Here is a 15,270-nt window from a genome sequence, read left to right as displayed (position 1 = left end):
AAGTTCCTCCAAAGTCGAAACTTTAGATTTTAAGTCATTTCTGCCGCGCATGTCGTCAGAAATGATTTTTAATGAGGTTAGCACCTCAAACTCCAAAGAATAAAGTAGACAAAACCATAATGGTTTTGTCTATAATCTCAAATGACGACCGAGCAGTCGTCACTTTTTTAATTTGATGAATATTTGTTTATTTAGTGCGAAAATTCCGCATTTATATTTGAATTTCATACTTGTATTTTTAAAAACAAGTTTTCGGTACATCAAACGAAATTGTTTATAAAGCTCTTTGATTTTATCGTTTTCTCCTAAAATGCCGTAACCTTTAATGATACTGTACATTGCCATAGAAAGAGCCTTTTCGGCGAGGGTGTATTCTTTTTTGTTAAAGAAAAATTGACAACGGTCAAGTATACCTTCGGCGGCGTTTAGGTTTTCGGTTTTAAACTGCGTGTGCATAATACTGCCCTCACGCTGAAGATAAAAATAAAGCGGTTTTTTTGAAACTGCGATTTTACTGCATTGACTTATGATTTGATGTACGGCAAATTCGTCCTCATGCAACGTATTAAGCGGAAAACGAACATTATTCCAAAGATGACTTTTATATAACTTTGCCCACAAGGTGACGTAATAAATTCTTGTGTCGGTGTAAAAATAATTCCAAAATGTATCGGTTGATATAATTCCGTCTGTGACAGTTACGTTTTCCTGCGGAGAGAGATTGCCGTTTTCGTCTACACTGGTGTAACCGCACATTGCTATATTGGTATCACCGATATTTTCTGAAAGAAACTCAATCATATTCGGTGCGATATAATCATCGGAATCGACAAACGTTATATAATCGCCGTGCGTATTGTCAAGACCGATGTTTCGTGCGGAAGACACACCTCCGTTAGGCTGGTGGATTACCGTAATTCTGTTGTCTTTTTCGGCAAGACTGTCGCATATTTGCGGTGAATTATCCGTTGAGCCGTCATCAATAAGTATTATTTCGAGATTTTTATATGTTTGGTTAAGTATGCTCATAACGCATTTTTCGATATATTTTTCAGTGTTGTATACAGGCACTATAACGCTTATCAATTTCATATTTTCCACCTACCTTTTATAATTAAGATTATAACTGATTATAATAATTAAGTCAACAAAATCATAAATATAACACACACAATGAAATACAGAAAGGATATGAATATATTATGTTTCGAGGGTATAATTTAAAACAAAAAGAAGTTGTGAATATAAAGACGGCAGAGCGGCTTGGACGCATCAGTGACGTGGAGATAAGCGAGAGTACGGGGAACATCGAAGCTATAATAGTTCCGCGAAAAGGGTGCTGTTTGGCAAGGCTTTTCGGAGGGGGTGAACTTGTCATTCCGTGGAGCGCTATTGAGGTGGTCGGAGAAGATTTGGTTCTTGTGCGATTTTTTGATATTGATAATGAAAAATTATCTTGAAAAAAATTATCGAATAGTATATAATAATACCATAAATACTATACATAAAGGAGAAACACAAATGAGATGTCCATATTGCGGATTTGCCGAAAGTAAGGTCATTGATTCAAGACCTACCGAAGAAAGCAATTCCATCAGAAGAAGACGTGAGTGCTTAAAATGTCAAAAGCGTTTCACTACATACGAAAAGCTTGAGGCAATTTCGCTTGCGGTTATAAAGAAAGATCAGTCACGTCAGCAGTATGACAGAGGAAAAGTGTTAAAAGGGATAATTACGGCTTGCGAAAAACGTCCTATATCTCTATCGCAAATGGAACAGATTGCGGACGATATTGAAAGCGAATTGTATCAGTCAATGACGCGTGAAATCGAAAGCACCGCTATCGGTGAAAAGGTTATGGAAAAGCTTAAAAAACTTGATGAAGTTGCTTATGTACGTTTTGCGTCTGTGTACAAAAGTTTTGATGACATAGATACGTTTATGGCAGAATTGCAGGGACTTATCGATGATAAAAAAGATTGATTTGCATACGCATTCAACTGCGTCCGACGGTACGTTTACTCCGTCGGAGGTTGCGCATAAAGCACATAAAACAGGACTCAGTGCCGTCGCACTTACAGACCACGATACGATAAACGGACTTGCCGAGTTCAAACGTGCTTGCGGTGAATACGGAATTGAGGGTATATCCGGCGTTGAAATAAGTGCAAAGTACGAAAAAGAAATGCACATAGTCGGCTTGTTTATTGATGAAAACGATACGGAACTTGCCGAAAAACTTGACGAACTAAAAAATGCAAGAGAAGTGCGTAACAAAAAAGTACTTGAACTTGTGAACGGGCAAGGTATGGAAATATCGGTTGACGATATACTGTCGCAAAAAGATGGTGCAACGCTTTTGAATACAGGCAGAGCACATATTGCCCATGCTATGGTGAAGAAGGGATATGTTGCGTCAGTAGACGAGGCATTCAAAAAGTATCTAGGCAAGGGTATGAGCTGTTATGTTCCGCGAAAAACGTATTCGCCTAAAGAAAGTATTGAAATGATTAAAAATGCAGGCGGTTTGGCGATTTTGGCACACCCTGTTTATATTACGGAAGATTACGACAAATTGTATTCACTTTTGAAACAATTAAAGGAATACGGACTTGACGGTACGGAATGTTTATATAACTGCTATTCCGAAGAATTTTCAAAAATGTGTTTTGATATATGCGATAAATTAGGACTTGTAAAGTCCGGCGGAAGTGATTTTCACGGCGGTAATAAGCCTGATGTGGAGCTTGGAAAAGTTTCGGGTGGTTATGTGCCTTATGAATTTTTGCTGAATATGAAAGAACAAAGGGGTCTAATGTAATAGACCTCTTTATTTGTAAGAAAGGACTTGATAAAATGGAACGAACTATTGCGGCAATCTCCACTCCGCAGGGTAACGGCGGTATAGCTGTTATAAGAATAAGCGGTAATGACGCTGTTAAGGTTGCGGACAAGGTTTTCTTCGGAAGTAAAAAACTTGCCGATTGCGATACACATACCGTTCATTACGGTTTTATAAAAAACGAAAAGGGCGAAAAGGTTGACGAAGTGCTTGCAACGGTTATGCTTGCACCGAAAACTTTTACGCGTGAAGATGTTGTGGAAATCAGCACTCACGGAGGAAGTACAGCGTCAAGAGCGGTACTTGATACGATTATAAGAGCAGGCGCGTATATGGCAGAGCCTGGTGAGTTTACGAAACGTGCATTTTTGAACGGACGTATAGATTTGTCACAGGCAGAGGCGGTAATTGATATTATAAATTCAACAAACGAACTTGCACAGCGAAACGCACTTTCACAGCTTGAGGGTTCACTTTCAAAAGAAATCGAAAATGTAAGAAATGAGCTTGTTCACCTTGCCGCACAAATGCAAGTCACGATAGATTATCCGGATGAAGATTTGGAGGATATTACGACTGACGATATAAGAAATGTTGCGCATGACTGCAAAAACAGAGTGAATAAACTTTTATCAACCGCCGACAGCGGTAAAATATTGCGTGACGGTATAAAGACGGTTATAGTAGGCAAACCGAACGTTGGTAAATCGTCACTTTTAAATTCGCTTGCAAGAGAGGAAAGAGCGATTGTTACCGACATTGCGGGAACAACACGTGATGTTATAGAGGAATATATCAACCTTGACGGAATACCTCTTATGCTTATCGATACGGCAGGTATAAGAAATACCGATGATACGGTTGAAAAAATCGGCGTTGAAAAGTCGATTAAATCTATTGAAAAGGCTGACCTTGTTGTCGTTATGATAGACGGCAGCGGATTTTTCGGTGATGAGGACGTGGAAGTTCTGCACGCGACCAAAAACAAAAAACGAATTGTTCTTATCAACAAAACCGACCTGGGTCAAAGCAGATATGTTGAGGCGGTTAAGGCAAAGGCAAACGGCAGTGTTGTTATTGAAGTGAGTGCGAAAACGGGTATGGGACTTGATATTCTTGCCGATGAAATCCGCAAGGTTTATAATTTCGGCGAGCTCGCAAGAGAGGACAGTGCCGTTATAACAAATATGCGTCACAAGACGGCGCTTATAAAAGCAGGCGAAGCACTCGGACGGGTTGTTGAGGCTATTGATATGAATATGCCGTCCGATATTGCATCGATTGATATTAATATCGCCATTGACGCACTTGGCGAAATTACGGGCGAAACTGTGTCGGACGATATTGTTACGGCGATATTCCACAGCTTTTGCGTGGGTAAATAGTCGAGTGAAATTGTTAGAAAATTCACAAGCCAAAATAAAACAATTTTTTAAGATATTTACTTGAAAAAGACGAAAAAAAGGTATATAATAAAAAGAGGTAAAAAATTATAAAGAGAAAAAGGAGTTTTGTGTAATGAGTACATTCATAGAACAATTAAAGGAAAGAGCCAAAAAGGACATCAAAACTATCGTTCTTGCAGAGGGCGAAGAAATCAGAACTTTGAAGGCTGCTGAAATGGTAAAAAAAGAGGGCTATGCAAAGATTATTCTTGTAGGTAACCCTGACAAAATAAAGGCAATGGCTGCCGCTGAAAACCTTGATATTGACGGTATCAAAATTGTTGACAGCGAAAACAGTGAAAAGAACGAAGAATACGCAAACGTATTCTATGAATTGAGAAAGAAAAAGGGCATTACACCTGAACAGGCTGCCGAAACAATCAAAGATCCGTCATATTATGCGGTAATGATGGTTAAACAAGGCGATGCTGACGGTATGGTATCGGGTGCTATTCACTCATCAGCCGACACAATTCGTCCGTCACTTCAAATTCTAAAGACTGCACCGGGTACAAAGCTTGTATCTGCATTCTTTATTATGAATGTTCCTAATTGCGAATACGGTCACAACGGTACATTTATTTTCGGTGACTGTGGTCTTAACCAAGATCCGACTGCTGACGAAGTAAGTGAAATCGCTATTTCATCAGCTGCATCATACAAACAGCTTATCCAAGACGAACCGAGAGTTGCAATGCTTTCATATTCTACATACGGCAGTGCAAAGAGTGCCCTTGTTGACAAAATGCAAGAGGCTACAAAGCTTGCAAAGGAAAAGGCTCCTGAATTAAAGCTTGACGGTGAACTTCAGCTTGACGCCGCTATCGTTGACAACGTTGCTAAGTCGAAAGCTCCTTCATCAGACGTTGCAGGCAGTGCGAATGTACTTATTTTCCCTAACCTTGACGCAGGTAACATCGGTTACAAACTTACTCAAAGACTTGCTAAGGCCGAAGCTTACGGACCTATTCTTCAAGGTATCGCAAAGCCTGTAAACGACCTTTCAAGAGGCTGCAGTGCAGAGGACATTGCAGGTGTTGTAGCAATTACAGCTATACAGGCTCAAAATAATTAATCAAAAAATGAAAGGAATTTTAATATGAAAATATTAGTTATAAATGCAGGTAGTTCATCATTGAAGTACCAGCTTATAGATATGGACAACGAACAAGTTATGGCAAAGGGACTTTGTGAAAGAATCGGTATTGAAGGTTCAAATCTTCAACACACAAATGTTGCAAAGGACGAAAAGACTAAGATTGAAAAGCCGATGAAGGATCACGGTGACGCAATTCAGATGGTTATTGACGCACTTGTTGATGAAAAAATCGGTGTTATCAAGTCAATGGACGAAATCGGTGCAGTCGGTCACAGAGTTGTACACGGCGGTGAAGAATTTGCAGGTTCATGCGTAATTACAGAAGCAGTTATGAAAGCACTTGAAAAGTGTACACCGCTTGCTCCTCTACATAACCCACCGAACATTATCGGTATCAAGGCTTGCCAAAAGATTATGCCTAACACTCCTATGGTTGGCGTATTTGATACAGCATTCCACCAGACAATGCCTCCAAAGGCATATATGTATGCTTTGCCATATGAATACTACAAAAACTACGGTATCAGAAAGTATGGTTTCCACGGTACAAGCCACAAGTATGTTTCACAAAAGGCTGCTGAATTTTTAGGCAAGCCGGCAGAAGACCTTAAGATTGTTACTTGCCACCTTGGCAACGGCTCATCAATTACAGCTGTTGACGGCGGTAAGTGTGTAGATACATCAATGGGATTCACTCCTCTTGACGGTGTGCCAATGGGTACAAGAACAGGTTCAATGGACCCTGCTGTCGTTACATATCTTATCAACCAAAAAGGTATGTCAGCTAAAGACGTTGACGCTCTTATGAACAAGGAAAGCGGAGTTTCGGGTGTTTCGGGCGTATCATCTGACTTCAGAGATTTGTCTGCTGCCGCTAAAGAAGGAAATGACAGAGCACAGCTTGCTCTTGATATGTTCTCATACCAAGTTAAGAAAGACATCGGTGCTTATGCTGCCGCTATGGGCGGTGTTGACGCAGTTGTATTCACTGCCGGCGTAGGTGAAAATGATGCGGCTACAAGATCGGCAGTTGTTGAGGGTCTTGACTTTATGGGTATTAAGATTAACGAGGAAAAGAACGCTGTAAGAGGTACAGTTGATATTTCAGCTGACGACGCAACGGTTAAAACTCTTGTTATCCCTACAAACGAAGAACTTATGATTGCTATTGACACTAAGAGATTGGTTGAAGGCAAGTAATTAAATATTCATACGGAGCATATCCAAACTGTATGCTCCGTTTTTTTGTGTAAATAATTTGTCGAATTTTGTAGACAAATTATAGTAAAATAGTGTATAATAAGCCGTAGAATGAAGTAATGGCGGTGAAATAATGGACACAAACAATCACAAAGGTCACAGAAAAAGAATGCGTGAGGATTTTGAAAAAGGCGGTTTCAAAACGTGGCAGAAACATAAGGTTTTGGAGTATCTTCTCTACAACGTAATTCCGGTGGCGGATACGAATGATATAGCACATAATTTGATTAAAGAGTGCGGTGGATTTGTGAATGTGTTCCACACTTCTAAAAAACGTCTTATGAGCATAGACGGTGTAGGTGAAAAAACCGCCGATTACATATGTTCTCTCGGTGAATTTATACAGTATTACAATACGGAAAAATATAATACGGACGTGTTTGTTTTAAACAGTGAAACGAGTGAAAATTATTTGTGCAACCTGTTTGACGGCAAAAGCCGCGAATGTTGCTATATGATTTGCCTTGATCCGAAAAACAGAATTATTAATCAGGAAATGCTTTTCGAGGGCAGTTTTGAAAGCGTTGAACTTGACGTTGCGAAGGTGCTTAGAAGTGCGGTTAAAAGTGACGCGTCACAGGTCGTGTTTACGCACAATCACCCAAGCGGAATTTTAAAACCGTCAAATGCCGATTTGGTTACGACACAGGCTTTGGAGCATACGCTTTTTTTCGCCGGTATAAAAATGCTTGACCATATAATCGTGGCAGACGGCAAATGTATGAGTATTCTGCCGTATTTAAAAGGCAGCGGAATGAATGCGAAGATTAACAGAGAGATAAAGAAAAATAACAGACGATAAAAATGTTAGTGTTAATTTACACAAAAGAACTTTGATTAAAAAGGTCATATTTGGCGTTTGAAAACATTGACTTTATCACAGTGATATGGTAATATATTTTATTATAGATATTACTATAACAAAATACATATTATAATGAAAGAAAAATAAGGGAGGCATAAGAATGGCAAAGGTTGCAATAATGGGCTACGGTACTGTTGGAAGTGGTGTATACGACATAATTAAGACCAACAGTGACAAGCTCAGCCGCAGTGCGAATGGTGAAAGTGTGGATATAAAGTACATTCTTGACATTCGCGATTTTGACGACCATCCCGAAAAAGAACTTTTTACAAAAGAATTCAATGACATACTTAACGATGACGAAGTAAGCGTTGTTGCGGAAGTTATGGGAGGACTTCACCCTGCATATGAATTTACAAAAAGTCTTCTTGAAGCGGGAAAGAGCGTTGTAACGTCTAACAAGGAGCTTGTTGCCACATACGGGACAGAGCTTTTGGAGATTGCCCGAGGGAAAAATGTAAACTACTTCTTTGAGGCAAGTGTAGGCGGCGGTATTCCGATTATAAGACCTATGCATCAATGTCTAACAGCTAACAATATATTGAAGATTGCCGGTATTTTAAACGGTACAACAAACTATATTCTTGACCAGATGATAAGAAAGGGCAAGACTTTTGAAACAGCCCTAAAAGACGCACAAAATAACGGTTTCGCAGAGAGAAATCCTGCCGCCGATATTGAAGGTCACGACGCTTGCAGAAAGATTGCGATTTTGGCGTCACTTGCGTCGGGCAAAATGATTGATTACAATGATATTGATACAGATGGTATAACAAACATCACTCTTGACGATGTTAAATATGCCGCTGCTATGGATTCAGTTATAAAACTTATCGGATATGCACAGTTTGACGAAAACGGCAAGGTTTACTCAATCGTATCACCTATGGTGATAAAAAACAGCAGTCCTCTTGCCGGTGTTGACGGTGTATTCAATGCCATTATGGTTACAGGCGATTGCGTAGGCGATGTAATGTTCTACGGTAAGGGTGCAGGTAAACTTCCTACTGCAAGTGCTGTTGTTGCCGACGTTGTTGACGCGGTTAAGCACAGCGACAGAAGTAAGAAGATTTTCTGGGAAAAGCCGACTGAAAATATTATGGCTGATATTGATTCGAAGAAGTTTGAATACTTCGTAAGAACAACTGATTCTGCAGAAAATGTTCAGAAAATATTCGGAAAGTGCGAATTTGTCGATAATATTATAGACAATGAGTCAGCATTTGTGACTTCACCGCTTACTAAATCTGAGGTTGAAGAAAAACTTGCTAAGCTGTCTGATGTTGTGGCAAACATTCGTGTAATGGATTAATGATTAAATTAAGAGTGCCTGCAACCAGTGCAAATATGGGTGCAGGTTTTGATACTCTCGGTGTGGCTGTTGGTTTGTATAACCGAATGATGATTGAGGAAATTCCCGAGGGACTTGAAGTAATCAACAAAAATACTCAAAGCTTTATCCCACAGGATACAAGCAATTTGATTTACCGCGCAATGGCAGAACTTTTCGACTATGTAGGTTATGAGCAAAAGGGTTACAGAATAACTCAAGACAGTCAGATACCTATGACGCGAGGTTTGGGCAGCAGCAGTGCGTGTATTATAGGCGGAATGTTGGCGGCAAATATTATTTCCGGCAGACAGCTTTCGTATCAGGAAATAATTCACCTTGCGGCAAAGATGGAGGGTCATCCAGACAATGTAGGACCGGCACTTTTCGGCGGTTTCTGCGTGTCGCTTATGGATGATGACAAGACTATAATCAAAAGCACAAAGCTGAAAAGTCATATTAAGTTCGCGGTTATAATTCCGGATTTCTTTGTTGCAACGAAGAAATCAAGAGGAGTTCTTCCGTCAAAGATTGATTTTAAAGACGCAGTCTTTAATGTCGGTCATGCGTCAATGTTTCAGGCGGCTATGCTTACGTGCGATATGAAAGCACTTGAAATCGGCGTTAAGGATAAACTTCATCAACAGTATCGTAAAAGTTACGTTGACGGTATGGAAGATATATTTGAAAAAACATATCACTTGGGTTCGCACGCAACATATTTGAGCGGCTCCGGACCTACAATACTATCAATACTTGACGGCAACTATGATGGATTTAAAGCTGGTATGGAAGAATATTTTAAGACTAACGGTCTTGAATGGAAATGTATGATACTGCCGATTGACAATGTCGGTGCGGTAGTTTCTGAGATATGAATATAAAAAAGGAAGGATAAACAAAAATGGGACTTATTGTTCAAAAGTATGGCGGTACTTCCGTTAAAGACGCTGAAAGAGTAATGAACGTCGCAAGACGTATTACAGACGCGTATAAAGCAGGTAACAATGTGGTTGTTGCAGTTTCGGCACAGGGTGATACAACCGATGACCTTATCGAAAAGGCTAAGGAAATCAACCCGAATGCCTCAAAGCGTGAAATGGATATGTTGCTTTCAACAGGTGAGCAAATTTCAATTTCTTTGCTTGCAATGGCGATAGAAAAAATCGGTTGTCCGGTTATTTCTCTTACAGGCTGGCAGGCAGGCGTTAAGACTGACGCTAAATACGGTGCTGCAAGAATCAGCACAATAGATACAGAAAGATTACAAGCTGAGCTTGATAAGAAGAACATTGTAATCGTTGCAGGTTTCCAAGGTATAAACAAGTATGACGATATAACAACTTTGGGACGCGGCGGAAGTGATACATCAGCCGTTGCGTTGGCTGCCGCACTTCACGCAGATGTCTGCGAAATATACACAGACGTTGACGGCGTATATACGGCAGATCCGAGATTTGTAAAGAATGCGTATAAGCTTGATGATATTTCATATGATGAAATGCTTGAGCTTGCGTCACTTGGTGCAAACGTACTTCACAACAGAAGTGTTGAAATGGCAAAGAAGTACGGGGTTAAGCTTTCAGTCAGATCAAGTCTGAATAACAATGAAGGCACATATGTTAAGGAGGTAGAACAAGTGGAAAAGATGCTCGTTAGAGGTGTAACAAGAGATAATGATGTTGCGAGAATTGCTCTTTGCGGTGTAGAGGATACTCCGGGAAAGGCTTTCTCAGTATTCCGTATGCTTGCTAAGCACGGAATAAGCGTTGACTTAATCATTCAGTCAATCGGTAACGGTGAAAAGAAAGACATTAGCTTTACTGTTACGGAAGAAGATTTACAGCCTGTACTTGACCTTCTTGAAGAAAATAAGGCAATCGTTAAGGCTGACGAAGTTAAATGGACAAAGGACGTTTCAAAGGTTTCTATTGTCGGTGCGGGAATGGTTAATAACTCAGGCGTTGCCGCTACAATGTTTGAGGCTCTTTACGATGCACACATCAACATCAATATGATTGCTACATCGGAAATCAAGATTTCTGTTCTTGTTGACAGAAAAGATGCTGAAGCGGCTGTTGTTGCAATTCACGATAAATTTTTGTTGAAATAATTAAAAATAAATAGAAAATAAACCACAAGGGCGTGGCGACTGACGGATTTTATATGTCTTTTAGTTACACGAACTTGTGGTTTCGTGCTATAATATAGAGTAAATATAGAGGAGAAAGTTCAGTGAATGATAAAATTATAGGAAGAAATCCTGTTTTGGAGGCAATTCGTTCAGGTCGCAGCGTGGATAAAATCCTTGTTAAAAAGGGTAAGTACGAGGGCTCTATTGTTCCGATTATCAAGAAAGCAAAGGACGCAGGAATTATAATTCAAGAGGTCGAGAGAGCTAAGCTTGACCAAATCGCAGAGGGTGAAAACCATCAGGGCGTTATTGCATATGTGAGTGCATACGACTATGTGAGCGTGAAGGATATTCTTGATAAAGCTCGTGAAAAAAATGAGCCGCCTTTCGTTATTATTTGTGATAAAATAACCGATCCGCATAATTTGGGTGCAATATTGAGAACTGCAAATTGTGTCGGTGCACACGGTGTTATTATTCCGAAAAGAAATTCAGTGGGTCTTAACAGTGTTGTCGCGAAAACTTCGGCTGGTGCGGTTGAATATACACCTGTTGCAAAGGTTACAAATATCGCTAACACGATTGACAGCCTGAAAGATGAAGGCTTGTGGATTGCGGCGGCTGATATGGACGGTCAGGAAATGTATGATATTGACCTTAAAGGCTCGCTTGGTCTTGTTATAGGCAGTGAGGGCGAGGGTATCAGCAGACTTGTAAGAGAAAAATGCGATTTCATAGCAAGCATACCTATGGCAGGCGAAATTAATTCACTTAATGCGTCGGTTGCGGCAGGTGTTTTGATGTATGAGGCATTAAGACAAAGAAGAAAGTAAAAGCACTTATTAACCGTAGGTTTTATTGTATTTTTGAACAAAAAACAGCCTTGAAAAACGGCTTATTTGTCGCAAATATCAAGACAAAAAACGGCTTGTGAAAAAATAAACAAATTGCAATAAAATTCGGGTTATTAAACTGTTACAGTGGACAAACTTTTAAAAAACCACTTACTTTTTTAAAACGAAAGTGCTATAATTCAATTAAAGATAAACAATGAAAACATGAAAGATTGGAGATAAATAAATGAAAGCAGTAGTTACCGTAATCGGCAAGGACCAAAAGGGCATAATTGCTAAAATCAGTAATATATTATTTGAAAACGAAGTAAATATTCTTGATATTTCTCAAACAATAATGCAGGATATGTTCACAATGATAATGCTTGTGAATTTTGAAAATGAGAGTGTTACAGTAAAGCAAATCAGTGAAAAATTTGAACAGGCCGAAAAGGATATGGGACTTTCAATCCATGTGCAGAGAGAAGAAATCTTCACATCAATGCACAGAATATAAGGGAGGTACAAATAAATGATTAATCCCTTTGAAGTAATAGAAACTATAAAAATGGTTGACGAGGAAAACCTTGATATAAGAACTATAACAATGGGTATTTCTCTAAAAAGCTGTGCCGGTCCTGACGTTGATACAGTTTGCGAAAAAGTGTATGAAAAAATCACAACTTACGCAAAAGATCTTGTAAAAACCGGTGAGGACATTGAGGCTCAATTCGGTATTCCGATTATCAACAAGAGAATTTCGGTAACTCCGATAGCTACTTTGGTGGATGCATTGGAAGAACCGACTGTTGAAAAATGTGTTAAAATCGCAAAAACTCTTGATAAAGCCGCTAAAAAGACAGGCGTAAACTTTATAGGCGGTTATACGGCACTTGTGCATAAAGATTATACGAACGGTGAGAGAATACTTATTGAGTCAATTCCTGAAGCACTTGCCGCAACAGATCTTGTATGTTCAAGCGTTAATGTGGGTTCGACAAGAGCCGGTATCAATATGGACGCTGTTAAACAGATGGGTCAGATTGTTAAGAGAGCGGCTGAACTTACAGCCGATACGCAAGGATTTGCGTGTGCAAAGCTTGTTGTATTCTGCAACGCGGTTGAGGATAATCCGTTTATGGCGGGCGCGTTCCTTGGCGAAGGCGAGGGTGAATGTGTTATAAATGTCGGCGTAAGCGGTCCGGGTGTTGTTAAATGTGCACTTGAAAAGGTTAAAGGCGAGGACTTCGGTGTTGTTGCCGAAACTATTAAAAAGACTGCATTTAAGATTACAAGAATGGGACAGCTTGTTGCACAAGAAGCGTCAAAACGTCTTAATGTACCTTTCGGTATCGTAGACTTGTCACTTGCTCCGACACCTGCCGTTGGCGACAGTGTGGCTTATATTTTGGAGGAAATGGGACTTGAAATGTGTGGTACTCACGGTACAACAGCCGCACTTGCACTGCTTAACGACGCAGTTAAAAAAGGCGGTATTATGGCGTCAGGTTATGTCGGCGGACTTTCGGGTGCATTTATCCCTGTAAGTGAGGACGCAGGTATGATTGCGGCGGCAACAGACGGCGTACTTACTCTTGAAAAACTTGAGGCAATGACTTGCGTATGTTCCGTAGGTTTGGATATGATTGTTATACCGGGCGACACAACTGCCGAAACTATTTCGGCGATTATAGCCGACGAAGCGGCAATCGGAATGGTCAACACAAAGACAACAGCAGTAAGAGTTATCCCTGCACCGGGTAAGGTTGAGGGTGACGTTGTTGAATTCGGCGGACTTTTGGGAACAGGTCCCGTAATGCCGGTTAAAAAGTATTCAAGTGCCGAATTTATAAACAGAGGCGGCAGAATTCCTGCACCGCTTCAAAGTTTGAAAAATTAATGCAGACAAAATCGTAATGATTTTTAAATATAGTCTGAAATAATGCAGATTAATCTGCAGAGGAAAGAGAGGTTGGGAAAATGGAAGACCTGATTATGAAGATTATCGACATCGAGGACAGAGCACAGGAAGTCATTAAGGACGCTAAGAAAGCCGACAGAGAGCTTGAAGAGCGAATTAAGGACGAATCTCGTAAAATGCGTGATGACATTACGAGAAGAATGGAGGCTAAAAACGTCACTCTAAAGCAGATAGAGGAAGAAGATGCCGATAAGAAAATAGAGGCCATAAGAGTAAATATGGAAAGACATCTTTCCGAACTCGAAAAGAAGTACAACGACAATAAAGACAAATGGGTTAATGAAATTGTACAGAATATTATCGGCAGATAAGTGAGGTGGCAGCAAAATGAGCGTGGAATACAGTGCAATCGCCGCTAAATTAAAGGCGATGTATTCAAAATTTCTGACAAGAGATGACTATGAACAGCTCCTTGAAAGAAAAAGCGTAAATGACATATGCAGTTATCTTAAAAGTACACCCGGCTACGGTGAAGTTCTTGAACAGGTGAATGAGAGAGATATTCACAGAGGTCAGATGGAAATCCTGCTTGAACAGGAAATGGTTGACGAATACGTCAGACTATATAATTTCATGGACAATTCAAAGAGAACCGTTATGGAATTTTGGTTTATGCGCAGAGAAATTGCATTTTTGAAACGTGAGATAAGATATATCTATACTCACGAGGAAAGAAGTAATGATGAGGTAAACCAAAGCAAATTTGACGCTTTCTTTGAAACACACACGAAAATAAATCGTGAGATAATGCATAATGCAAAATCCCTGTCGGATTGTATCGAGGCTTGTAAAAACACTCCTTACAGCGAGCCGCTGCAACGAGCGGAAAATATAGGCGCGGATTCATTTTCGATGGGTATGGTGCTGGACACATATTACTATAAGTCAATATGGCATACAGCATCGGTCGCTCTTGATAAGACACAGGAGAATTTATTTAAAAGGCTTATCGGAACAAAAATAGATATGCTGAATCTTATGTGGATTTACAGGGGCAAAAAATATTTTGAATTTACAAATGAAATAATTTTCACCTATCTTCTGCCTGTCAGATACAGATTGACGGAAGAGGTAATCAAACAACTTGTAAATGCAGATTCTGTTGAAAGGTTTATTGATATTGTAAATCAATCGACCGCATACGGAAAGTTGTTTGAAGATTATGATAAGGGAAGATTTCCCGAAGGCAATTACAGGTATATTTATAACCGGTTATCAAAAAGTATATTTGTGACTCATCCCGAGTCGATGGTTGCGGTATATGCCTATATGAACCTAAAGGAAGTTGAACTTAATAACATTACGACCATTATCGAGGGGATAAGATACAACTTAAATCCTGATTTTATCCGCACACATATTGGTCTTGAGTAGAGGAGGGGGAAAATGGCAATCGTAAAGATGAAAGCCGTAACTATTGCCGCTCAAATCAGTGAATTTGATACGGTTGTTGAAAAGTACGTTTACGGCAGAGATATTCA

General features: G+C 39.8%; 16 protein-coding genes. 15 read left to right on the top strand and 1 reads right to left on the bottom strand.

The window, feature by feature from the left end:
• Positions 1-159: 159 nt before the first annotated feature.
• Positions 160-1,092, bottom strand: coding sequence for a glycosyltransferase family 2 protein (locus tag ACLTU0_RS06835; RefSeq protein WP_412321754.1), 933 nt, complete (start codon positions 1,090-1,092; stop codon positions 160-162).
• A gap of 110 nt (positions 1,093-1,202) precedes the next feature.
• Between ACLTU0_RS06835 and ACLTU0_RS06830 the strand changes: the two genes are divergently transcribed.
• The 15 genes from ACLTU0_RS06830 (at position 1,203) to ACLTU0_RS06760 (ending at position 15,163) form a co-directional block, all read left to right on the top strand.
• Positions 1,203-1,460 carry a YlmC/YmxH family sporulation protein gene (locus ACLTU0_RS06830; protein WP_022230568.1) on the top strand — a complete coding sequence of 86 codons (258 nt, stop codon included), beginning with the start codon at positions 1,203-1,205 and terminating at the stop codon, positions 1,458-1,460.
• A gap of 61 nt (positions 1,461-1,521) precedes the next feature.
• Complete coding sequence (gene nrdR, locus ACLTU0_RS06825) at positions 1,522-1,983, top strand: transcriptional regulator NrdR (RefSeq protein ID WP_022230569.1); 462 nt, start codon at positions 1,522-1,524, stop codon at positions 1,981-1,983.
• Positions 1,967-2,821 carry a PHP domain-containing protein gene (locus ACLTU0_RS06820; RefSeq protein WP_308456624.1) on the top strand — a complete coding sequence of 285 codons (855 nt, stop codon included), beginning with the start codon at positions 1,967-1,969 and terminating at the stop codon, positions 2,819-2,821. The genes nrdR and ACLTU0_RS06820 overlap by 17 nt, the downstream gene beginning before the upstream one ends.
• Positions 2,822-2,856: 35 nt before the next feature.
• Positions 2,857-4,227, top strand: coding sequence for a tRNA uridine-5-carboxymethylaminomethyl(34) synthesis GTPase MnmE (mnmE, locus tag ACLTU0_RS06815; protein ID WP_412321752.1), 1,371 nt, complete (start codon positions 2,857-2,859; stop codon positions 4,225-4,227).
• A 133-nt stretch (positions 4,228-4,360) separates the two neighbouring features.
• Positions 4,361-5,362: a phosphate acetyltransferase gene (gene pta / locus ACLTU0_RS06810; RefSeq protein ID WP_337869428.1), complete on the top strand. Its 1,002-nt coding sequence runs from the start codon at positions 4,361-4,363 to the stop codon at positions 5,360-5,362.
• Positions 5,363-5,386: 24 nt separating this feature from the next.
• A complete protein-coding gene (locus ACLTU0_RS06805; protein WP_412321749.1) occupies positions 5,387-6,586 on the top strand; it encodes an acetate/propionate family kinase in 1,200 nt (399 codons plus the stop codon).
• A gap of 133 nt (positions 6,587-6,719) precedes the next feature.
• Positions 6,720-7,448 carry a JAB domain-containing protein gene (locus ACLTU0_RS06800; protein WP_022230574.1) on the top strand — a complete coding sequence of 243 codons (729 nt, stop codon included), beginning with the start codon at positions 6,720-6,722 and terminating at the stop codon, positions 7,446-7,448.
• 163 nt (positions 7,449-7,611) lie between these two features.
• Positions 7,612-8,823 carry a homoserine dehydrogenase gene (locus ACLTU0_RS06795; RefSeq protein WP_308456619.1) on the top strand — a complete coding sequence of 404 codons (1,212 nt, stop codon included), beginning with the start codon at positions 7,612-7,614 and terminating at the stop codon, positions 8,821-8,823.
• The gene (gene thrB / locus ACLTU0_RS06790) at positions 8,823-9,719 is read left to right on the top strand and encodes a homoserine kinase (protein ID WP_022230576.1); all 897 of its coding nucleotides are present in this window, start codon (positions 8,823-8,825) and stop codon (positions 9,717-9,719) included. Before ACLTU0_RS06795 ends, thrB begins: the two co-directional genes overlap by 1 nt.
• Positions 9,720-9,745: 26 nt before the next feature.
• Positions 9,746-10,954, top strand: a complete 1,209-nt coding sequence (locus tag ACLTU0_RS06785; protein WP_022230577.1) for an aspartate kinase — start codon at positions 9,746-9,748, stop codon at positions 10,952-10,954.
• Between the two features lie 122 nt (positions 10,955-11,076).
• Complete coding sequence (rlmB, locus tag ACLTU0_RS06780) at positions 11,077-11,808, top strand: 23S rRNA (guanosine(2251)-2'-O)-methyltransferase RlmB (protein WP_117967781.1); 732 nt, start codon at positions 11,077-11,079, stop codon at positions 11,806-11,808.
• A 247-nt stretch (positions 11,809-12,055) separates the two neighbouring features.
• Complete coding sequence (locus ACLTU0_RS06775; protein WP_022230579.1) at positions 12,056-12,325, top strand: ACT domain-containing protein; 270 nt, start codon at positions 12,056-12,058, stop codon at positions 12,323-12,325.
• Positions 12,326-12,340: 15 nt separating this feature from the next.
• Positions 12,341-13,708, top strand: coding sequence for a PFL family protein (locus ACLTU0_RS06770; RefSeq protein WP_022230580.1), 1,368 nt, complete (start codon positions 12,341-12,343; stop codon positions 13,706-13,708).
• A gap of 80 nt (positions 13,709-13,788) precedes the next feature.
• On the top strand, positions 13,789-14,100 hold the full coding sequence (locus tag ACLTU0_RS06765; RefSeq protein WP_412321747.1) for a hypothetical protein: 312 nt from the start codon (positions 13,789-13,791) through the stop codon (positions 14,098-14,100).
• Positions 14,101-14,116: 16 nt separating this feature from the next.
• On the top strand, positions 14,117-15,163 hold the full coding sequence (locus ACLTU0_RS06760) for a V0D/AC39 family V-type ATPase subunit (protein WP_022230582.1): 1,047 nt from the start codon (positions 14,117-14,119) through the stop codon (positions 15,161-15,163).
• Positions 15,164-15,270: the final 107 nt, after the last annotated feature.

The sequence above is a fragment of the Hominilimicola sp. genome (assembly GCF_046972485.1).
Classification (GTDB): Bacteria; Bacillota; Clostridia; order UBA1381; family UBA1381; genus Hominilimicola; species Hominilimicola fabiformis.
Note: the sequence above shows the minus strand (reverse complement) of the source record. Positions and strands in the feature narration are given on the sequence as shown.